At 66.3% G+C, this 20,077-nt stretch carries 17 protein-coding genes and 4 tRNA genes; 16 read left to right on the forward strand and 5 right to left on the reverse strand.

The window, feature by feature from the left end; all coding sequences use genetic code 11:
- Positions 1-5 precede the first annotated feature (5 nt).
- The 3 genes from K2W61_RS08675 to K2W61_RS08685 are packed head-to-tail and all read left to right on the forward strand — an operon-like array spanning position 6 to position 2,786.
- A complete protein-coding gene (locus K2W61_RS08675; protein WP_175141062.1) occupies positions 6-827 on the forward strand; it encodes a GNAT family N-acetyltransferase in 822 nt (273 codons plus the stop codon).
- A gap of 44 nt (positions 828-871) precedes the next feature.
- Complete coding sequence (locus K2W61_RS08680; RefSeq protein WP_006389566.1) at positions 872-1,789, forward strand: ParB/RepB/Spo0J family partition protein; 918 nt, start codon at positions 872-874, stop codon at positions 1,787-1,789.
- Complete coding sequence (locus tag K2W61_RS08685; protein ID WP_175133238.1) at positions 1,782-2,786, forward strand: asparaginase; 1,005 nt, start codon at positions 1,782-1,784, stop codon at positions 2,784-2,786. Before K2W61_RS08680 ends, K2W61_RS08685 begins: the two co-directional genes overlap by 8 nt.
- Before the next feature lie 45 nt (positions 2,787-2,831).
- On the opposite strand, the gene K2W61_RS08690 is transcribed toward K2W61_RS08685, so the two are convergent.
- Positions 2,832-3,713, reverse strand: coding sequence for a LysR substrate-binding domain-containing protein (locus tag K2W61_RS08690; protein WP_175133237.1), 882 nt, complete (start codon positions 3,711-3,713; stop codon positions 2,832-2,834).
- Positions 3,714-3,839: 126 nt separating this feature from the next.
- Between K2W61_RS08690 and K2W61_RS08695 the strand changes: the two genes are divergently transcribed.
- The 4 genes from K2W61_RS08695 to K2W61_RS08710 all read left to right on the forward strand — a co-directional run bounded on the left by K2W61_RS08695 (position 3,840) and on the right by K2W61_RS08710 (position 8,388).
- The gene (locus tag K2W61_RS08695; RefSeq protein WP_336885388.1) at positions 3,840-4,427 is read left to right on the forward strand and encodes a cysteine dioxygenase family protein; all 588 of its coding nucleotides are present in this window, start codon (positions 3,840-3,842) and stop codon (positions 4,425-4,427) included.
- Between the two features lie 5 nt (positions 4,428-4,432).
- Positions 4,433-5,635, forward strand: coding sequence for a cystathionine beta-lyase (gene metC, locus K2W61_RS08700; RefSeq protein ID WP_175141060.1), 1,203 nt, complete (start codon positions 4,433-4,435; stop codon positions 5,633-5,635).
- 2 nt (positions 5,636-5,637) lie between these two features.
- A complete protein-coding gene (locus K2W61_RS08705; protein WP_236755446.1) occupies positions 5,638-7,233 on the forward strand; it encodes a rhodanese-like domain-containing protein in 1,596 nt (531 codons plus the stop codon).
- Between the two features lie 153 nt (positions 7,234-7,386).
- On the forward strand, positions 7,387-8,388 hold the full coding sequence (locus K2W61_RS08710) for a Bug family tripartite tricarboxylate transporter substrate binding protein (protein WP_236755447.1): 1,002 nt from the start codon (positions 7,387-7,389) through the stop codon (positions 8,386-8,388).
- Between the two features lie 7 nt (positions 8,389-8,395).
- On the opposite strand, the gene K2W61_RS08715 is transcribed toward K2W61_RS08710, so the two are convergent.
- From K2W61_RS08715 to K2W61_RS08730, 4 genes are read right to left on the reverse strand one after another with little or no spacing between them, the layout of a single operon-like run.
- Positions 8,396-9,157: a DeoR/GlpR family DNA-binding transcription regulator gene (locus tag K2W61_RS08715; protein ID WP_175133232.1), complete on the reverse strand. Its 762-nt coding sequence runs from the start codon at positions 9,155-9,157 to the stop codon at positions 8,396-8,398.
- A gap of 18 nt (positions 9,158-9,175) precedes the next feature.
- Positions 9,176-10,858 (reverse strand): ABC transporter permease subunit, encoded by a 1,683-nt coding sequence (locus K2W61_RS08720; RefSeq protein ID WP_236755448.1) that lies wholly within the window; start codon positions 10,856-10,858, stop codon positions 9,176-9,178.
- Between the two features lie 37 nt (positions 10,859-10,895).
- The gene (locus tag K2W61_RS08725) at positions 10,896-11,903 is read right to left on the reverse strand and encodes an ABC transporter ATP-binding protein (protein WP_175133230.1); all 1,008 of its coding nucleotides are present in this window, start codon (positions 11,901-11,903) and stop codon (positions 10,896-10,898) included.
- Positions 11,904-11,954: 51 nt separating this feature from the next.
- Positions 11,955-12,965, reverse strand: coding sequence for an ABC transporter substrate-binding protein (locus tag K2W61_RS08730; protein WP_175141057.1), 1,011 nt, complete (start codon positions 12,963-12,965; stop codon positions 11,955-11,957).
- 203 nt (positions 12,966-13,168) lie between these two features.
- Between K2W61_RS08730 and hisN the strand changes: the two genes are divergently transcribed.
- The 9 genes from hisN (at position 13,169) to K2W61_RS08775 (ending at position 20,034) form a co-directional block, all read left to right on the forward strand.
- Entirely contained in the window at positions 13,169-13,969 is an 801-nt protein-coding gene (hisN, locus tag K2W61_RS08735) for a histidinol-phosphatase (RefSeq protein ID WP_175133228.1), read from the forward strand.
- A 69-nt stretch (positions 13,970-14,038) separates the two neighbouring features.
- Positions 14,039-15,424, forward strand: a complete 1,386-nt coding sequence (locus K2W61_RS08740; RefSeq protein ID WP_175133227.1) for a glutamine synthetase family protein — start codon at positions 14,039-14,041, stop codon at positions 15,422-15,424.
- 43 nt (positions 15,425-15,467) lie between these two features.
- Positions 15,468-16,859: an aldehyde dehydrogenase family protein gene (locus K2W61_RS08745; RefSeq protein WP_236755449.1), complete on the forward strand. Its 1,392-nt coding sequence runs from the start codon at positions 15,468-15,470 to the stop codon at positions 16,857-16,859.
- Between the two features lie 20 nt (positions 16,860-16,879).
- Entirely contained in the window at positions 16,880-18,043 is a 1,164-nt protein-coding gene (locus K2W61_RS08750) for an iron-containing alcohol dehydrogenase (RefSeq protein WP_175141054.1), read from the forward strand.
- Between the two features lie 113 nt (positions 18,044-18,156).
- Positions 18,157-18,243: transfer RNA gene (locus tag K2W61_RS08755), tRNA-Tyr, on the forward strand.
- A gap of 150 nt (positions 18,244-18,393) precedes the next feature.
- A tRNA-Gly gene (locus K2W61_RS08760) sits at positions 18,394-18,467 on the forward strand.
- 12 nt (positions 18,468-18,479) lie between these two features.
- Positions 18,480-18,554: transfer RNA gene (locus K2W61_RS08765), tRNA-Thr, on the forward strand.
- Positions 18,555-18,622: 68 nt separating this feature from the next.
- Positions 18,623-19,813, forward strand: a complete 1,191-nt coding sequence (tuf, locus tag K2W61_RS08770) for an elongation factor Tu (RefSeq protein WP_236755450.1) — start codon at positions 18,623-18,625, stop codon at positions 19,811-19,813.
- Positions 19,814-19,958: 145 nt separating this feature from the next.
- Positions 19,959-20,034 (forward strand) — tRNA-Trp (locus K2W61_RS08775).
- Positions 20,035-20,077: the final 43 nt, after the last annotated feature.

Below are 20,077 nucleotides of genomic sequence, written 5' to 3' on the forward strand. Positions count from 1 at the left end.
TCCGCATGTCCGCTGTCATGCCTCTTCCTCCGGACGCCGTCCGTTCCCACCCGCCGCGCCGCGACCTGCGGGACACGCTGCGCGCGCGCCTGGAAGAGGCCGCGCTCAACGCCACGGCGGTGCGCGCGCAGGTGCTGTACGACGGCTGGCTGGTGCGGTTCGCGCCATCGTCGGCCAAGCGGGTGCGCAGCATCAACGTGCTGGGGTTATCCACACGTCCGCTGGATGAGCGGCTGGCGTATTGTTCAACGTTGTACGCGCGCCATGGCTTGCCCATGGTGCTGCGCCTGACCTCCATCGGCCCTGATTTCGCCCTGGACGCCGAGCTGGCCTCCCGGGGCTACCTCCTTACCGAAGAGACCCGAGTCATGAGCATGCCGCTCGCCCCCCGGCCGCCCGCCCGGGGCGATCTGCTTTTCAGGACAGTGGACCCTGCCCGTTTCGCGGCGGCGGTCGGACGCATGCGCGCCGCCCGTGCCGAGCATGTGGCCGAGCACCAGGCGCGGCTCGAAGGCTTGGCGGTGGATATCCTGCCGGTGTTGGCTTTCGATGCCGCGGGCGCCTGCGTGGCCGGTGGCATGGCCGTGCGCGATGGTGACCTGGCGGGCCTGTTCGATGTGGTGACGGACCCGGCGCAGCGGCGCAAGGGTCACGCGGCGGGGCTGGTCGAGCACCTGTTGGCCGAGTGCGCCGAAAACGGCGCCACCACGGCCTATCTGCAGGTGGAGCCACAAAACACCGCCGCGCGCGCTTTGTATGACCGCTACGGATTCAAAGACTGTTACGCGTATTGGTACCGCCTGCCCGCCGAGCAGGCGGCCGCCTGAGCCCGGTTCGGGATACCAAAAACAGAAGGAAAGAGGATTTAACTATGGCCACCAAGAAACCCAAGGGATTGGGTCGCGGACTTGACGCCTTGCTGGGCGCCGATGCGCCCGCCATCGACAACATCGGCAAGGCCCCGGCCAAGCCCGAGGGTTTGCCGTCCACCTTGCCTGTTTCGAAGATGCGAGCCGGCAAGTACCAGCCGCGTACCCGCATGGACGAGGGCGCGTTGGGCGAGCTGGCCGAGTCGATTCGCACACAAGGCATCATGCAGCCCATTCTGGTGCGCGCGCTGGGCGATGCGCCCGGCCATTACGAGATCATCGCGGGCGAGCGCCGTTTCCGCGCCGCGCAACTGGCCGGTCTGAAGGAAGTGCCGGTGCTGGTGCGCGAAGTCGCCGACGAGAACGCGGCCGTCATGGCGCTGATCGAGAACATCCAGCGCGAAGACCTGAACCCGCTGGAAGAGGCGCATGGCGTGCGCCGCCTGCTGGACGAATTTGGCCTGACCCACGAGCAGGCCGCCCAGGCCATCGGCCGTTCGCGTTCGGCCACCAGCAACCTGCTGCGCCTGTTGAACCTGGCGTCCGCCGTGCAGACCATGCTGCTGGCCGGCGACGTCGACATGGGCCATGCGCGCGCGTTGCTGGCGGTGGATGCCGCGACGCAGATCCAGCTGGCCAACCAGATCATCGCGCGCCGCCTGTCGGTGCGCGAAGCCGAAAAGCTGGTCGCCAAGACCGCCAAGGAAGCCGAGAGCGCGGCCTCGCCCAAGAAGAAGGCCAACGGCGTTTCGCGCGACCTGACGCGCCTGGAAGAGGCCCTGTCCGATCATCTCGGCACGCGCGTGGCGCTCAAGGTCGGCGCCAAGGAAAAGGGCCAGATCGTGATTGATTTCCATGGCTGGGAACATCTGAACTCGCTGCTCGAACGCCAGGGCCTGTCCGGGGTGGTCGATGCCTGAGCAGGCGTTGCCCGTCATCGCGGTGCTGGCCACGGGCGGCACCATCGCCGGCGCCCAGGCTGACGCCACGTCCGCCGGCTACAAGGCTGGTTCGTTCTCGGTGGGCGACCTGCTGGCCGCGGTGCCGCAATTGGCGGGCCTGGCCGATATCCGTGCCGAACAGGTCGCCAACGTTGGCAGCCAGAACATGACGCACGGCGTCTGGCGCGCGCTGGCGCAGCGGGTCGAGGCCTTGTGCGCGGATCATTCCGTTGCCGGCATCGTCATCACGCACGGCACCGACACGCTTGAGGAAACCGCGTACTTCCTCAGTCTGGTGGTCCGCCATGACAAACCCGTGGTGCTGGTGGGCGCGATGCGGCCGGCCACGGCGCTCGGCGCCGAAGGCCCCGCCAACCTGTACAACGCGGTGGCGCTGGCGCGCCATCCCGACGCGCGCGGGCGTGGCCCGCTGGTCGTCATGAACGAAGACGTGCATTACGCGCGCGAAATCCAGAAGATCGCCTGCGCCGGCATCAATGCCTTCGCCTCGCCCAACCGGGGGCGCGCCGGTGTGATGCACGGCGGCACGCCATGTTTCTATTCGCGCAACACCACGGTCCACACGACACAAAGCGAGTTTTCACTCGCATTGCTGGAAAAAGCCGGCTGGCCGCGCGTGGATATCGTCTATGCGCACGCCGATCTCCAGGGCGACGTCATTGACTTCATCGCGAGCCAGGCCGAAGGCATCGTGCTGGCCGGGGTGGGCGATGGCAACGCCACCGATCTGGCCATCGACGGCTTGACGCGGGCCGCGGCCAATGGCGTCGCGGTGGTGCGTTCCAGCCGTACCGGCAGCGGTTTTGTCGCGCGTGACGTCGAACTCGACGACGCCGCGCTCGGCTTTGTCGCCGCTGCTGACCTGAATCCGCAGAAGGCCCGCATCCTGTTGATGCTGGCGCTGTGCATAACGCGTGACACTACGGTCCTGCAGCGCTGCTTCGATCGCTATTGAGGCGATCCGCGGCATTCGCGGGCATGCCTTGCGTGCCCGTCGCCCTTACGGATCGGGCGATGCGTCAGCGCCGTGCGCCAGCCCCAGGCTGGTGCGCAGCATATCGTAGACCTGTCGCGTCAGTGGATTGATCAGGTCACGTCTTATCCACAGAAAGTAGGTCACGTCCGGCAGCGGCGGCAGGCCTTCCTTTTCTCCCAGCACCCGCATTTCCGGCGCCAGCAGTTCCACGCTGCGCGCCGTCACGCCCAGGCCCGCCCGCAGCGCGGCCTTGATGCCCACCAGGTTGGGCGCGACGTAGTTGGTGTGCCACCGCACCTGCGCCTGTTCCAGCGCAGTCAACGCCAGGCGGCGGAAGATGCTGGGCTCGTCGGCCAGCACCAGTGGCACCGGCGCATTCATGTCATGCACATAGTCGGCCGAGGCCAGCCACACCGTGGGCGAGGTGCGCAACGCCACGCCTTCGAAATCCTGGTCGAAGCGCGTCGAGATCGTCAGGTCCAGCTCGCCCGCGCGCAGCGCGTCCATCAGGATAGGGCTGCGGTCGGTGCGGATCTCCAGTTTCACGCGCGGCGCCGAGCGCGCGATATGGGTCAGCAGCGTCGGCAGGATGGTGTCGGCCACGTCGAGCGGCGCGCCCAGCCGCAGGTCGCCCTCCAGCGGGCCGTCCTGCAGCGCGCGCAGGGCTTCGTCATTGATGGCCAGCATGTGGCGCGCATATTCCACCAGGCGCCTGCCATGGGTGGACAGGGTCTTGTTGCGGCCTTGCTTTTCGAACAGGGGCAGGCCAAGGGTCGCCTCCAGGCGCTGCATCTGCTGGGTCACGGCCGACTGGGTCTTGTGCAGCCGGTTGGCGGCTTCGGAAAAGGTCTCGTAGCGCGCGATCGCGGTCAACGTACGCAGCAGGTCCAGATCGAGATTACGCATGAGGAACGGGGATATCGCCTAAATACATTAGAGATGCTTATGGAATATTAAGGCAATTTAAATTGTTGGCGCCGACGCTCGGCGATACAGTGACTGTAATAACTCGTGAAACAAGAGAAAGTCATCGTGAGCACCCCGCATCCCCATCAGCTCGGCATCGACAGCGCCGTCGGAAATATTAAAAATACTTTAGGAAATAAGGGGCTGAACCGCGACAGCCTGAAGGTGGTGCTGGACGAACTCATCGGTCTGGCGGGCCACACCGACTGGTGGGCCCAGGACCGCTACCCGGCACCGGAAGACGGCGAGCGCCAAGCGCGCTACCTGATCAGCGAGGACGCCGACAAAAGTTACGCGCTCTACCTGAACGTGATGCGGCCCGGCAAGCAGATCGTGCCGCACAACCACACCACCTGGGCCTGTATCGCGGCCGTCGAAGGGGTCGAATACAACTACGTCTACGATCGCACCGACGATGGCTCGGTGCCCGGCGTCGGTCACCTGAAGCAACGCGGCACCGTGGTGGTCGGGCCGGGCGCCGGCATTGCGCTCATGCCCGACGATATCCACGCGGTCGAGATCCAGGGCGACAGCGTGATCCGTCACCTGCACATGTATGGCCGCGCCCTTGAAACGCTGAACGAACGGCTGGCCTTCGACCTGGCCGCCGGTACCTGCAAAGTCATGCCGATCGGCGTGCAGACCCGCCGCTGACCGCCATGAACAAGCCCCTGCGGCCCGCGACGCGCTTGCTGCGCGCCGGGCGTCCCCACGCCGGCTGGGTCAATACCCCGGTCACGCGCGCCAGCACTTATGTGTTCGACAGCGTCGCGGCCTGGCGTGATACCCGCGCCCGCCGCGAACAGGAACGCCTGGCGTCATATGGCGCGCGCGGCACCGACAGCACGCACGCGCTGGAAGACGCGCTGGTCGAGCTGGAGCAGGGCCATCGCGCCCAGTTGTACCCGACCGGACAGGCCGCCATCGCCACCGTGCTGCTGGCCTATCTGCGCAGCGGCGATCATGTGCTGGTGACCGACGCGGTATATGAACCGGTGCGGCGCTTCTGCGCCGAGCACCTGGCGCGGCTGGGCATCGAGGTCACCTTCTACCCGCCGGATGGCGCCGGCCTGGCGCAGTTGCTGCGTCCCAACACACGCATGATCTATGCCGAGTCGCCCGGCTCGCTCACTTACGAGATGCCCGGCTTGCGACAGATGGCCGATCTGGCGCGGCGCCATGGGTGCTGGCTGGCTGTGGACAATACCTGGGCGTCCGGCTTGCTGTGCCAGCCGCTGGCGCTGGGCGCGGATATCTCGATTCTGGCGGCCACCAAATACCTGGGTGGACATGCCGACGTGATGATGGGCGCGGTCGTGACCAATGTCCGGGCATGGCGCGCGCTGGAACGGGCCAGTATCGATTTCGGCCAGACCGTCGGCGCCGACGATGCGTTCCTGGTGCTGCGCGGCATGCGATCGCTGCCGCTGCGCCTGGCGCAGCATGCCCGCAGCGCCTTGCGCGTGGCGCAATGGCTGCAGGGCAGGGCGCAGGTGGCGCGCGTGCTGTACCCGGCCTTGCCCGGCGACCCCGCGCATACGGTCTGGCGGCGCGAATGTTCAGGCGCCAATGGCCTGTTGACGCTGGAGTTCGCCGCGGGCATCGCCGACGCAGACATGGAGCGCGTTATCGATGCCCTGCGCCTGTTTGGCATCGGCGCCTCCTGGGGCGGTTTCGAGAGCCTCGTGATTCCCGTCAATCTGGCCAAGGCCCGGTCCCTGCCTGTCGCCCCGCATGGCGCCATGCTGCGCCTGCATATCGGGCTTGAAGATCCGGACGACCTGATTGCCGATCTCGAACAGGCATTGGACCAACTGCGGCCAGCCTTGAATTCCCATTCTCCCGATTCCCTGCGGATTTGATGATGCATTCCCCTTCCCACCCGACGCTGGCCGACATCGACTCGCACACGCTCAAAGGCTGGTTGCACGATGGCGACGAGATCGCGTTGCTGGACGTGCGCGAGCATGGCCAGTATGGCGAGTCCCACCTGTTCTATGCGGCGCCGGTGCCCTTCAGCCGCCTGGAAGCCGACATCGCGCGGCTGGCGCCGCGCCGCGATGTGCGCCTGGTGGTGTATGACGCCGGCGCCGAGGATGACGTCGCCCTGCGCGCGGCCTCGGCTTTGCGCGCGCTGGGCTATACCCGTGTCTATCGCCTGGCCGGGGGCATCGCGCAATGGCAGCGCGATGGCTATGCCACGTTCGCCGGCGTCAACGTACCCAGCAAGACTTTTGGCGAACTGGCTGAAGAGGTCTTCCATACGCCGCGCATCAGCGCGGCCGAACTGGCCGAGCGCCAGCGCCGCGGCGACAACCTGATCGTGCTCGACGGCCGGCCCTACGCTGAATACCAGAAGATGAGCATCCCCGGCGGCATCTGCTGCCCCAACGGCGAACTGGCGCTGCGCGCCCACACCCTGGCGCGCGACCCGAGCACCACCATCGTGGTCAATTGTGCTGGCCGCACGCGCAGCATCATTGGCGCGCAGACGCTGATCAACCTGGGTGTGCCCAATCCGGTCTATGCGCTGGAAAACGGCACTCAGGGCTGGTATCTGGCGGACTTCATGCTCGACCACGGCGCCAGCCGCCGCTACGACGAGGCCATCGCGCCGCAAGACCTGCCCGCGCTGGCGCAACGCTCGGCCGGCCTGGCCGAACGCCACGGCGTGCCGATCGTGGACGCGGCCCAGGTGCGGGCCTGGCTGGGCGACACGGCCCGCAGCACCTTTCTGTGCGATGTGCGCAGCGCCGAGGAATACGCGCAAGGCTCGCTGCCCGGCGCGCAGCATGCCCCGGGTGGCCAGTTGATCCAGGCCACCGACCAGTACCTGGCCGTGCGCGGCGCCCGCATCGTGGTGTTCGATGGCGAAGGCGTGCGCGCGCCGGTGGTGGCCAGCTGGCTGTGCCAGATGGGCTGGGACGCATGTGTGCTCAAGGAAGGCCTGGCCGCAGACCTTCCAGCACCGGTCGCGCCGCCGGTCGAGCCCGCCCTGCGGCTGCTGGATGATCGCGCTCTGGCCGCGGCGCAGGCGCGGGGCGCGCGGCTGATCGATATCCGTTCCAGCATGCGTTATCGCGCCCAGCATATCGCGGGGGCGCAATGGTCGATCCGGCCGCGCTTTGCCGGCCTGGCGCTGGAGCCGTCGCAGCCGCTGGTGCTGCTGGCCGACGAACGCGCCGTGGCCGCCTGGGCCGTGGCCGATCTGCGCGCGCTCGGTGCGCACGATGTGGCGGTAAACCTGGGCACGCCGGCCAGCTGGTCGGCCGCCGGCATCCCCCTGGTTGCGACGCCCGACGAACCGGCCGACCGGGATTGCATCGACTACCTGTTTTTCGTGCATGACCGCCACGACGGCAATAAGGCCGCCGCGCGTCAGTACCTGGCTTGGGAAACCAATCTGGTCAGGCAGATCGACGCGCGCGAGCGCGCCGCCTATCGCTTCCCGGCAGGATAACCATCGCAGCTCGGCCGCCACGGCGGCCGGGTGAAACGCTTCATCCGATCAGCACGCCCCGGCGCTTTGCCGGCGGGGCGCGGACGGTTCATGGCGAACCGGAATGCAATGGACGGCCGAGCATCCGGCCGCCAACCACAAGGGGAAATACCGATGAACAAGTACATCGTGCAACATGCATGCAAGACCGCCGCCGCCCTGGCCTGCCTGGCGTGGGGACTCAATGCCCATGCCCAGACGCTCGCGCCCCTGGCCGACTATCCCAGGCAGGCCATTACCGTGGTGTCGCCATTCCCGCCCGGCGGCGGCAACGATGGCGTGGCACGCCTGATCGCGCAGGAACTCGGCGTCATCACCGGCCAGAGCGTGGTGGTGGAAAACCGCTCCGGCGCCGGCGGCAACGTTGGCACGTCACAGGTCTCGCGCGCCAAGCCTGACGGTTATACGCTGGTGATGTCGCAGACCAGCGTCATGGCGGTCAACCCGCGCCTGTACAAGAACGTCGGTTTCGATCCGCTCAAGGACTTCGTGCCGATCTCGCAGATCACCTCGGCGCCGCTGGTGCTGGTGGCGCGCAGCGAAAGCGCCTACAAGTCGCTGGGCGACTACCTGGACGCGGCGCGCAAGCAGCCGGACGTCATCACCTACGCCACGCCCGGCAACGGCACGATGAGCCACTTGATGGGGGCGCTGCTGTCGCAGAAGGCCAACGTCAAGCTGGTGCACGTGCCGTATCGCGGCGCCGCGCCCGCCATCACCGACCTGATGGGCGGCACCGTCGACATGCTGATCACTTCGCCGGCCTCGGCCGAGCCGATGGTCACGGCCGGCAAGCTGCGCATCCTGGCGCTCAGCCACGAGAACGGCATCGGCATCTTCAAGGGCGCGCCCACGCTTGGCCAGGCCGGCATGGATGGCATCACGGCCGACGACTGGTACGGCCTGTTCGCGCCGGCGGGGACGCCGCCCGAGCGCGTTGCCTACCTGGCGCAGGCCGTGGCGCAGGCGATGAAGTCGCCCAATGTGATCGCCAAAATCCGGGCTGGCGGCAGCCAGCCCGTGGGCAGTGCGCCCGACGCGTTCGGCAAGCGGTTGCAGCAGGACACCGCGTACTGGGCCGACATGGTGAAGGTGGCGGGGGTGTCGGTCGACTGACGCGCCGCTATACCACCAGCAGCTTGCCGACCGCGGCCGCCAGGGCCGCGAACGCAGGCTGCTTCTGTGCCTGGGTGTTGGTGATGAGGTGGTCGATGCGATTGACCTCGCAATACGACACCCGGCTGCACAGGCCGATCTTGCTGAAGTCGGCCAGCAGGATGCGCTGCTTGGCGTTGGCCGCCATGGCGCGGGCCACTTCGGCCTCGCGCAGGTCGTAGCTGGTGGCGCCGCATTCTGCGTCCACGCCCACCGGCGACAGCAGCGCGACGTCGGCGCGGTAGCGGTGGATCTCGGCGATGGTGATGTCGCCGGCGGTGGCGCAGACCGGGCCGCCCACCGAGCCTCCCAGCATGATCAGTTCGTTGGCGCCATGGCCGGCGGCGCCCACCTTGAGCGCCACATCGAATGAATTGGTGATGATGGTCAGTCCGCTCAGCTTGGCCAGCTCATCGGCCAGTGTGCTGGTGGTGCTGCCCGCGTCCAGGAACAGCGTCTGGCCGCTGGCCACCAACCCGGCGGCGGCGCGCGCGATGGCGCGCTTGTACTTGACGCGGGTGTGCACGCGTTCGGTGATCGGCGGCTCGCTATGCACCGGCACGGCGCCGCCATGCACGCGGCGCAACTCGCCCATGGCCTCCAGTTCCAGCAGATCGCGCCGGACCGTCTCCCGCGATACGCCCAGTTCACCGACGATACGGTCGGTCGATACCTGCTGCAGCGAAGACAGCAGGGCGCGGATTCTCTGATACCGCTCTTCTTGCCACATATCGGATGCTTCCTAATCTTATTTGGGGCGCCGCGCCGGCAGCGCGATCAATGCGCGCATCGCCAGCAGCGAACCACCTACGACCAGCATGATAAGCGTCGAATAGGCCGCGGCCTGCGAGACGAAGCCGGCTTCGTCCAGCCGCAGTACGGAAACGGGCGCCACGCTGATTGACGGCGTCACCAGGAATATCACCGCCGACAGCGTCACCATGGAACGCATGAACAGGAAGAAGAACACGCCCAGCACCGTCGCGCCTATTTGCGGCAACACCGCGTCGCGCAGCACGTGCGCGGTGCCCCCGCCCAGGCAGCTCACCGCTTCCTCCAGGGCCTGCGGCACCGCGCGCATGCCGGTCATCATCGTCAGGAAACCCTGCGTGTGATAGTGGTAGAAGTTGCAAAGCGCGATCAGCGCGGCGCTGCCATACAGCGCGTAGAGCGGCGTGGAAGGGGAGTTGAAGGCGAAGATATAGGACAGCCCCAGCACCAGTCCCGGCACGCCCACGGGCAGCACCGATACCAGGTAGACCAGTTTGGCCCAGGCACGTGGAATGCGGCACACCCCGAAGGTCAGGAAGAACAGCAACAGCACGCCACCGGCCGCGGCCGCCAGCGATAGGTACAGCGATGTCCACAGTGGCGCATAACCGCCGCTGACCGTGATGTCGTAGTGCTTCAGGGTCCACTCCATACGGTACGGCCATAGCCGCATGAAGCTGGCGAACACCACCGTGGCCACCGTCGCCACGATGGCGCCCGCGCACAGCGACACTCCCAGCGTGAACGCGAGGTCGCGCCCGCGCGCCGATTGCGGCGTCACCCGCAGGCCGCTGGGCGAGGCGGCGCCGAACTGGCGCTGCGAGGCCACGCGCTCGATCTGCACCGAGATCAGCGACGGCAGCAGCAGCAGGATGCCGACCACCGAGCCCATGCCGAAATTCATCTGGCCCGACACCTGGCTGTAGATCTCGGTGGCCAGCACGCGGTAGTTGCCGCCGATCACCGCGGCATTGCCGAAGTCGGTGATGGTGATGACGAACACCACGAAGGCCGCGCTCAACAGACCGAACCTGCAGTTTGGCAGCGTGATGTCGAAGAACTGCCGCAGGCTCGACGCGCCCATCACCTCGGCCGCATCGTAATAGCGCGCGTCGGTGTTGCGCAGCGCCGCCTGCAGAATCAGCACGGCCTGGGGCAGGGCATAGAACACGTTCGAGATCAGCAATCCCCAGAAGCCGTAGATGTCGATCTCCCAACCGGTCCAGCGGTGCACCAGGCCATTGCGGCCGAGAATGAAGATCAGTCCAAGCCCTTGCACCAGCGACGGCGCCAGCAGCGGCAGCACCAGCGCCAGTTTGACGAAAGCCTTGCCGCGCATGCGGCTGCGGTCCAAGCCGAAGGCAATGGCAAAACCCAGCAGCAGGCTGACGGCGGTGGTGGCCGCGCTCATCGTCAGGCTGTTGGCGGTGGCGGTCAGGATGCCGCGCGTGGCGAACACCTCGGTGTAATTGCCCAGGCCGATGCCGCCGTCCTTTTCCACCAGGCTGCGCCAGCCTACCGTGGCCAACGGATACAGGAAAAACAGCGCCAGGCCCGTCATCGGGATGCCGACGCAGGCCCACAGCAACAGCCGATCCAGCGATGCGGGCGCGCGGCTGGCGCGGGACGAAGCGGTGGCGTCGATACGAGCGGTATTCATGTCCGGGCTCCCGCGCGAATCGGCGTGGCGGATACGTTCATACATGAACCCAGGCGCATTGTTCCGGCGCCATGTCCAGGCGCACCGGCGTGCCCCGCGACAGGCCCGCCGCGCCTTGCTGTTCGACCAGCAATTCGCGGCCCCGCCAGTCCACCCGCACGCGTGTCAGGTTGCCCATGAAAGTCATCTCGCGCACGCGCCCCGGTCCGCGTTCATCGGCGGCGATGCGCAGGCTCTCCGGCCGCAGACACGCCTCGAAACGCTCGCTGGCGCCATCCGGCCGGGTCGCCAGCAGCGCTGGCATGGCCTCGCGCACCCAGTCGGTCGGCAACAGGTTGCTCAAGCCGACGAAGTTGGCGACAAAACGCGTGCGCGGCCGCAGGTACAGGTCAGACGGCGATCCCACCTGTTCGACGCGGCCATCGTTCATGCAGACGATCTTGTCGGCCAGCGTCAGCGCCTCCTCCTGGTCGTGCGTCACCATGATGGTGGGGATCTGCAGGCGACGCTGCACCTCGTGGATCTCGGCGCGCATGTCGGTGCGCACGCGCGCATCCAGCGCCGACAGCGGCTCGTCCAGCAGGATCAGCGCGGGATCCACCGCCAGTGCGCGCGCCAGCGCCACGCGTTGCTGCTGGCCGCCGGACAACTGATGGGGATAACGCTGTGCATAATCCGGCAGCTTGATCAGCGCCAGCAATTCGCGCACGCGCGCGTCGATGCGCTCGCGGCCTTCGCCGCGGATGCGCAGGCCGTAGCCCACGTTCTGGGCGACGGTCATGTTGGGGAACAGCGAATACGACTGGAACACGATGCCGAAGCCGCGTTTGCGCGCGGGCAGCGCCGACAGGTCGCGTCCGCCCAGCGTGAGGGTACCGCTGTCGAAGGGCAGCAGCCCGGCGACGATGCGCAGCAGGGTCGTCTTGCCGCAGCCGCTGGGCCCCAGCAGGCAGACGAATTCGTGCTCGCCGACGGACAGGTCGATGCCTTCCAGCGCCACCGCGCCGTCGAAGGTCTTGCGGATTCCGCGCAATTCCAGGTACATGGCCACTCCAGGCGGTGGCGTGGCGGCCGGCGGCGCCGGCCGCGCGCGCCGTCAGCGTTTGATGGTTTCCTGCCAGGTCTTGATGGTGGTGTCGCGTTCCGCCGCCGATTTCTGGAAGTCCACCGGGTACAGCACGGCGGTCAGGTCCTTGGGCAGGCCCGCGGCCTCGGCCGCCTTGTTGGGGGCGGCGCCCGGAATCGTCACCAGTTCCTTGTACTTGCTGTACAGCTCGCCGGCCTGCGCCGACAGCGTCCAGTCGAGGAAACGCTTGGCATCCGCGGGATTCTTGGCGGTCTTCATGAGGCCGGAGGCTTCGAGTTCATAGCCGACCCATTTCGACGGGATCACCATCTTCACCGGAAAGCCCTCCTCGATCGACTGCATCGCCGGAAACGCGAACGACACGCCGATTGCATACTCGCCGGCGCGCGCCATCTTGCAGGGGCGCGAGCCCGACGACGTGTACTGCGCTACGTTCTTGTCCAAGTCCTTGAGCAGCGCCCAGCCTTTCTCGGCGCCCAGCCCCTGCAGCAATGCCACGATCTGCAGATAGCCGGTGCCGGATGCCGCCGGGCTGGGGATGACAATCTCGCCCTTGTAGACCGGCTTGGTCAGATCCTCCCACGAGGTTGGCAGCGGCAGGTTCTTCGATTTGAGCCGGTCGGTGTTGACGCAGAACGCGGCCACATAGCCGGTGGCGGCGAACCACTTGTTGTCGGCGGCCTTGTATTGCGCCGGCAGGGCGTCGATGCCCTTGGCCGCATACGGCTCCAGCAGCTTCTGCAGACGCGGGTCCAACATGTTGCTGACGGCGAAGCCCCAGATCACGTCCTGCTGTGGATTGTCCGCCTCGGCGATCAGGCGCGCGCCCAGATCGCCGGTGGACAGGCGCAGCACGTTCACCTTCACGTCCGGCATGGCGGCATTGGCCGCCTTCAAGTAGGCGGCGATCTCGTCTTCCTCCAGCGCGGTATAGACGGTGATGGCGCCGGCATGGACGGCCTGGGCGAAACCTAGGGAAATTACTGCAACCACAAGACCAAGCTTCTTCTTACATTGCATGATGGAACTCCGGAAAGGAATACACGGCAACGGCGATGAGCTGCTTTTCTGCGAACGGCGGGGCGGTAAAGTTGCGCGAGGAAACGTTGCGTTTCCCGGGTTGCGTTTTTAGGTATATTTGCAAATTTGTGGCAACGTGTCTAGACTGGAAAAACCCGAATCGCATGGGTTTTTCTGCGCCGCGCCACGCCTCGGAGCTCGTCATGCAAACTTCGCCGCCGCTTACCGCGCAGCAATTGGCCGTGTTTTCCTCGTTCGCCCAGACGCTGGCGGATCAGGTCCGGCCTTTGTCGCGCCAGTGGTTCCGCCACCCCTTGACGGTGGAAACCAAAGCGGACGAAAGTCCCGTCACCCGGGCCGACCGCGAGGTCGAGGCAGCCTTGCGCGAGACCATCGCGCAGCACTACCCGGACCATGGCATCTTCGGCGAGGAATACGGCGCCAGCCATGCGGAGGCCGAATGGGTGTGGTCGCTCGATCCCATCGACGGCACCCGCGCCTTCATCTCAGGCAATCCCCTGTGGGGCACATTGCTGGCGCTGCTGCATCGCGGCCGCCCGGTGCTGGGACTGATCGACATCCCCATGATGGCCGAGCGCTGGCTGGGCGCCAGCGGTTCGCCCGCTCGCCTGAACGGCGAGCCCTGCCGGGTCAGCGCCTGCACCCAGCTGGACCAGGCCATCCTCTACGCCACCTCGCCCGACATATTCGACGGCCCCGACCTGGACGCGTTCGACACGCTGGCCGGCACGGTGCGCATGCGTCGCTACGGTGGCGATTGCTACAGCTATGGGCTGCTGGCCAGCGGCCATGTCGACCTGGTGGTCGAGGCCGGCCTGCAGCCTTATGACTATCTGGCGCTGATGCCCGTGATCGAAGGCGCGGGCGGCGTCATTACCGATTGGTCGGGGCAGCCGTTAGGCCTCGCGTCGCAGGGCCGCGTGATCGCGGCCGCCACACCGCAACTGCATCGCGAGGCGATGCGGGCGCTGGGGCGGCCGTGACCTGAAACACCGCGCCCCGCGACCCCGCACGTCAACGCAACGCTTCAGCCACGACAAGGTGAACGAGCCATGCATGCACTAGGGGTAGCAACGGTGGAAGACGCGGAGCGGCTGGTCCAGGCCAGTACGCTCTCGCATATCAAGATCGGCCTGTCCGACGTCGATGGCGTCATGCTGGGCAAGTACGTCAGGCGCGACAAGTTCCTGGCCGCGCTACGCGGCGGGCTGGCGTTCTGCGACGTCGTGTTCGGCTGGGATCTGGACGACCAGCTCTACGACAACGCCAAGTACACCGGCTGGCACACGGCGTATCCCGACGCGCAGCTGCGCATCGTGCCCAGCACATGCCGCCGGCTGCCGCTGGAGCAGGGGCCCGGCGGCGAAGACATGCTGCTGTTCCTGGCCGAATTCGACGGCCCCGCGGCCGACATCTGCCCGCGCCGCCTGCTGCACCGCACGCTAGACCGCGCCGCCGGCATGGGCTTCGAGGTCTATGCCGCGCTCGAATACGAGTTCTTCATGTTCCGCGAAACGCCGCACTCGGTGCGCGCCAAGCACTACCGCGACATGGAGAACTGGACCCCCGGCAACTTCGGCTATTCGATGCTGCGCAGCACGGTGCAGGGCGATTTCTATCGCAAGCTGCTCGACATGTGCGAGCGCATGGACATGCCGATCGAAGGCCTGCATACCGAGACCGGGCCCGGCGTGCTGGAAGCGGCCATCGCCGTCGACCAGGCTAGCGCCGCTGGCGACAAGGCCTTCCTCTTCAAGACCTTCACCAAGGCGCTGGCACAGCAGAACGGCCTGATGGCCACCTTCATGGCGAAGTGGTCGCACGATCATCCCGGCCAGAGCGGCCACATCCACCTGTCGCTACGCGACCGCACCAGCGGCCGCTCGGCGTTCTACGATGAATCGCGCCCGCACGGCATGAGCGCGACGCAGACGGCCTTCATGGCCGGCGTGCAGCGCTACCTGCCCGAATTCATGGCGCTCTACGCGCAGACCATCAACAGCTATTCACGCCTGGTGCCGGGCTACTGGGCGCCGCTGGACGCCACCTGGGGTATGGAAAACCGCACTACCGCGCTGCGCCTGATTCCCGGCAGCGACAAGTCGCAACGCGTCGAAGTGCGCATCGGCTCGGCCGACGCCAATCCGTATCTGGCGCTGTCCGCCGCGCTGGCGTCGGGCCTGTACGGTATCGAGCAGGGCCTCGAACCCGAACCGATGGTGCAGGGCAACGCCTACACGCAGCAGTTCCCCGAACACCTACGGTTGCCCACCACGTTGTGGGAGGCGGCGCAGCGCCTGCGGCAGTCGGAGGCGGCGCGCGAGCTGTTCGGCGATGCTTTCGTCGAGCACTACGCCGCCACGCGCGAATGGGAAGAACGCCAGTTCCGCCGCCACGTCACCGATTGGGAACTGGCCCGCTACTTCGAGATCATCTGAACGCCGCCGCTTCCTTCATTCACCACGCATGCACAGGGTCGCCATGACGCAGGAACTCATCACCATCAGTCCCATAGACGGGCGCGAAGTCGTGCGCCGCTCCTACGCCAGCGAGGCGCAGGTTGCGCAGGCGCTGGCTGACGCGCAGGCCGCGCAGGCCGCGTGGCACGCGCTCGGCATCGAGCAGCGCGGCCGCATCCTGTCCGACGCGGTATCGCGCTTCGTCGCCGCCAAGACGGAGATCGCGCATGCCATCACGATCCAGATGGGACGCCCCTTGCGTTATACGCCCGGTGAAGTGGATGGCTTCGAGCAGCGCGCGCGCCACATGATCGGCATTGCGCAAGAAGCGCTGGCGCCGATCCAGGTGCCGGAACTGGCGGGCTTCACGCGCTTCATCAGCCGCGAGCCGATCGGCGTGGCGCTGACGATCGCGCCGTGGAATTATCCATTGCTGACGGCGGTCAACAGCATCGTGCCGGCGCTGATGGCCGGCAACACCGTCATCCTCAAGCATTCCGACCAGACCCCGCTGTGCGCCGAACTGATCGACCGCGCCTTCAGCGAGGCCGGCGTGCCGCGCGGCGTGTTCCAGTATCTGCACGCCAATCACGACATTGCGCAGCGCCTGATCCGCGCACCCGAGATCGGCTACGTGTCCTTCACCGGCTCGGTGCGCGGCGGCCAGAGCGTTGAACAGGCCGCCGCCGGCCGATTCATCGGCGTGGGCCTGGAGCTGGGCGGCAACGACCCCGCATACGTGCGCGCCGACGCCAATCTGGCGCATGCGGTCGAGACGCTGGTGGACGGCGCCTTCTTCAACTCTGGCCAGTCCTGCTGCGGCATCCAGCGTATCTACGTGGCGCGCGAGCGCTACCAGGACTTCATCGACCGCGCCGCGGCCTTGACCCGCGAATACGTGCTGGGCGATCCCTTGCAGCCAGACACCACGCTCGGGCCGGTGGTGCGCACGCGCGCCGCCGATGAGGTGCGCGAAGTGATTGCCGAGGCCGAGTCCCGCGGCGCCCGCAACCTGGTCGACGCCACGCGTTTTGACGCCGCGCGCGCCGGCACGCCATACGTGGCGCCGGCGCTGTTGACGCAGGTGGATCACCGCATGCGCGTGATGAACGACGAGTGCTTCGGCCCGGTGGTCGGCGTGATGCCGGTCGACAGCGACGAAGAAGCCGTGGCCTTGATGAACGACAGCCCCTATGGCCTGACCGCCGCCGTCTTCACGCAGGACGAGCAGGCCGCCTTGCATCTCGGCCGCCAGCTGCACACCGGCACCGTCTTCATGAACCGCTGCGACTATCTCGATCCCGCGCTGGCGTGGACAGGCGTCAAGCACACCGGCCGCGGCGTTTCGTTGTCGCGCGTCGGCTACGAACAACTCACCCAGGCCAAATCCTTCCATTTGCGCCGCAACGCCTGAGCGCGCGACCAGGAGCCGACATGACCGTCCCCAGCGTCAACTGGAACTATCCCACCGCCATCAAGGCGGGCCCCGGCCGCATCGAGGAACTGCCCGACTGGTGCCGCGAACTCGGCATGGCGCGGCCGCTGCTGGTCACCGACCCAGGCCTGGCCGCGCTGCCCATGATCGCCGACGCGGTGCGCGGCTGCCGCCAGGCCGGACTCGAATGCGGCCTGTTCCACGAAGTGAAGGGCAACCCCACCGGCAGGAATGTGGACGATGGCGTGGCGCGCTATCGCGAGGGCCGCCACGACGGCGTCATCGCGTTCGGCGGCGGCTCGGCGTTGGATGCGGCCAAGGCCATTGCGCTGATGGCCGGGCAGAAGCGTCCCCTGTGGGACTTCGAAGACGTGGGCGACAACTACCTGCGCGTGAACGTTGCCGGCATGGCGCCGGTGGTGGCGGTGCCGACCACCGCCGGCACCGGCTCGGAAGTGGGGCGCGCATCCGTCATCACCGACGAGGCGGCGCAGGTCAAGCGCATCATCTTCCACGCGCGCATGCTGCCGGCCATTGTCATCCTCGACCCCGAACTGACCGTCGGCCTGCCGCCGCGCATCACGGCGGCGACCGGCATGGATGCGCTGTCGCACAATCTCGAAGCCTACTGTTCGCCGTTCTTTCATCCGATGGCCGCCGGCATCGCGCTGGAAGGCATGCGCATGATCAAGGAATACCTGCCGCTGGCTGTGACGGACGGCGCCGATCTGCAGGCGCGCCATCAGATGCTGGTGGCATCCAGCATGGGCGCCACCGCGTTCCAGCGCGGCCTGGGGGCGATGCATGCGCTGGCGCACCCGCTGGGGGCGCTGTACGACGCACACCATGGCATGCTCAACGCCATCCTGATGCCCTACGTGCTCAAGGCCAACCAGCACGCGATCGCGCCGCGGTTGCAGGCGCTGGCGCGCTACCTGGCGCTTGCGGACGATCGTCCGGGCGCCGTGCTCGACTGGGTGCTGGGCCTGCGCGAGTCCATCGGCATCCCCCACACCCTGGCCGACATCGGCATCGACGACGCGCAGGCCGAGCGGGTAGGGCGCATGGCGAGCGAGGATCCGTCCGGCGGCACCAACCCCGTCGCCTACACCGCGGACCAGTACGCCGAACTTTTTCGTGCAGCCGTTCGCGGAATCTTGTAAGCTTCGCCCCCTCTGCGCGCAAATGCGGCAGGCAGAACGAAAGTTTTGAATATTTTTCGTCCCAGGCGTTTGACAGCGGATTTGAAAGTGTTCATAATCTCAAGTTCTCCGCTGGAGGGGTGCCCGAGTGGTTAAAGGGGGCAGACTGTAAATCTGTTGGCCTTGCGCCTACGTTGGTTCGAATCCAACCTCCTCCACCAGAGACCCAAACCTGAATCCAGGCGATGTTTGCCTGGATTTTAAAATGCAGGCCTAGTGAACTGGGCGGCCTTCGCAACGAAGGCGGCAGGTTTTCCAAGGCCTTCGTTTTGAAAGTCTGGGATAGATAGTGAGGTGGTGAAAGGACAGCCGCGGGTGTAGCTCAATGGTAGAGCAGAAGCCTTCCAAGCTTACGACGAGGGTTCGATTCCCTTCACCCGCTCCAAGCAGTACACATGCCCATGTGGCTCAGTGGTAGAGCACTCCCTTGGTAAGGGAGAGGTCGCGCGTTCGATCCGCGCCATGGGCACCACAAATTCCAAAGTCTTTTCTTCAGTCAGCAGCTTCAGTCAAAAGCGCAATCCAGGTCAGGAGTCAGCCATGGCAAAAGGCAAGTTTGAACGTACCAAGCCGCACGTGAACGTGGGTACGATTGGTCACGTTGACCACGGCAAAACGACGTTGACGGCGGCCATCACGACCGTTCTGTCGACCAAGTTCGGTGGCGAAGCCAAGGGCTACGACCAGATCGACGCGGCTCCCGAAGAAAAGGCTCGCGGCATCACGATCAACACGGCGCACGTCGAGTACGAAACGGAAACGCGTCACTACGCGCACGTTGACTGCCCGGGCCACGCTGACTACGTCAAGAACATGATCACGGGCGCGGCGCAGATGGACGGCGCGATCCTGGTTGTGTCGGCCGCTGACGGCCCGATGCCGCAAACGCGTGAACACATCCTGCTGAGCCGCCAGGTTGGCGTGCCGTACATCATCGTCTTCCTGAACAAGGCCGACATGGTTGACGACGCCGAGCTGCTCGAGCTGGTGGAAATGGAAGTTCGCGAACTGCTGAGCAAGTACGACTTCCCGGGCGACGACACCCCGATCGTGAAGGGTTCGGCCAAGCTGGCGCTGGAAGGCGACAAGGGCGAACTGGGCGAGCAAGCGATCCTGTCGCTGGCGCAAGCGCTGGACACCTACATCCCGACGCCCGAGCGTGCCGTTGACGGCGCGTTCCTGATGCCGGTCGAAGACGTGTTCTCGATCTCGGGTCGCGGCACCGTGGTGACCGGCCGTATCGAACGCGGCATCATCAAGGTCGGCGAAGAAATCGAAATCGTCGGTATCGTGCCGACGGTCAAGACGACCTGCACCGGCGTGGAAATGTTCCGCAAGCTGCTGGACCAAGGTCAAGCCGGCGACAACGTGGGCATCCTGCTGCGCGGCACCAAGCGTGAAGACGTCCAGCGCGGCCAGGTTCTGGCCAAGCCGGGCTCGATCACCCCGCACACGGACTTCACGTCCGAGGTGTACATCCTGTCCAAGGAAGAAGGCGGCCGCCACACCCCGTTCTTCAACGGCTACCGTCCCCAGTTCTACTTCCGCACGACGGACGTGACGGGCACGATCGACCTGCCGGCCGACAAGGAAATGGTTCTGCCGGGCGACAACGTGACGATGACCGTCAAGCTGCTGGCCCCGATCGCCATGGAAGAAGGCCTGCGTTTCGCCATCCGTGAAGGCGGTCGTACCGTCGGCGCCGGCGTCGTCGCCAAGATCCTGAAGTAAGCAATACCCGGGTGGGTAGAGTGGACTCTCAAGTCCCTCTATCCATCTTTGCTGTAAAAGTAGTATGATGTATGGTTCCGCAAGCTGCTGCGCGTGGCGGTTTGCCTGGAACGAAAAGCGAAGTGCACGTGAATGTGAGTGTTTTAGGGGCATAGCTCAATTGGCAGAGCGTCGGTCTCCAAAACCGAAGGTTGTAGGTTCGATTCCTACTGCCCCTGCCACCGCCAGGATAAACCCGCGGGAGATCATCGCGAGTTACGCATT

The sequence above is a fragment of the Achromobacter pulmonis genome, from assembly GCF_021733725.1.
Classification (GTDB): domain Bacteria; phylum Pseudomonadota; class Gammaproteobacteria; order Burkholderiales; family Burkholderiaceae_B; genus Achromobacter; species Achromobacter pulmonis.

Excerpts from the sequence above, each read along its gene's own strand:
- K2W61_RS08675 (WP_175141062.1), top strand. The coding sequence starts at position 6 with ATGTCCGCTGTCATGCCTCTTCCTCCGGACGCCGTCCGTTCCCACCCG.
- K2W61_RS08680 (WP_006389566.1), top strand. The coding sequence starts at position 872 with ATGGCCACCAAGAAACCCAAGGGATTGGGTCGCGGACTTGACGCCTTG.
- K2W61_RS08685 (WP_175133238.1), top strand. The coding sequence starts at position 1,782 with ATGCCTGAGCAGGCGTTGCCCGTCATCGCGGTGCTGGCCACGGGCGGC.
- K2W61_RS08690 (WP_175133237.1), bottom strand. The coding sequence starts at position 3,713 with ATGCGTAATCTCGATCTGGACCTGCTGCGTACGTTGACCGCGATCGCG.
- metC (WP_175141060.1), top strand. The coding sequence starts at position 4,433 with ATGAACAAGCCCCTGCGGCCCGCGACGCGCTTGCTGCGCGCCGGGCGT.
- K2W61_RS08705 (WP_236755446.1), top strand. The coding sequence starts at position 5,638 with ATGCATTCCCCTTCCCACCCGACGCTGGCCGACATCGACTCGCACACG.
- K2W61_RS08710 (WP_236755447.1), top strand. The coding sequence starts at position 7,387 with ATGAACAAGTACATCGTGCAACATGCATGCAAGACCGCCGCCGCCCTG.
- K2W61_RS08715 (WP_175133232.1), bottom strand. The coding sequence starts at position 9,157 with ATGTGGCAAGAAGAGCGGTATCAGAGAATCCGCGCCCTGCTGTCTTCG.
- K2W61_RS08720 (WP_236755448.1), bottom strand. The coding sequence starts at position 10,858 with ATGAATACCGCTCGTATCGACGCCACCGCTTCGTCCCGCGCCAGCCGC.
- K2W61_RS08725 (WP_175133230.1), bottom strand. The coding sequence starts at position 11,903 with ATGTACCTGGAATTGCGCGGAATCCGCAAGACCTTCGACGGCGCGGTG.
- K2W61_RS08730 (WP_175141057.1), bottom strand. The coding sequence starts at position 12,965 with ATGCAATGTAAGAAGAAGCTTGGTCTTGTGGTTGCAGTAATTTCCCTA.
- hisN (WP_175133228.1), top strand. The coding sequence starts at position 13,169 with ATGCAAACTTCGCCGCCGCTTACCGCGCAGCAATTGGCCGTGTTTTCC.
- K2W61_RS08740 (WP_175133227.1), top strand. The coding sequence starts at position 14,039 with ATGCATGCACTAGGGGTAGCAACGGTGGAAGACGCGGAGCGGCTGGTC.
- K2W61_RS08745 (WP_236755449.1), top strand. The coding sequence starts at position 15,468 with ATGACGCAGGAACTCATCACCATCAGTCCCATAGACGGGCGCGAAGTC.
- K2W61_RS08750 (WP_175141054.1), top strand. The coding sequence starts at position 16,880 with ATGACCGTCCCCAGCGTCAACTGGAACTATCCCACCGCCATCAAGGCG.
- tuf (WP_236755450.1), top strand. The coding sequence starts at position 18,623 with ATGGCAAAAGGCAAGTTTGAACGTACCAAGCCGCACGTGAACGTGGGT.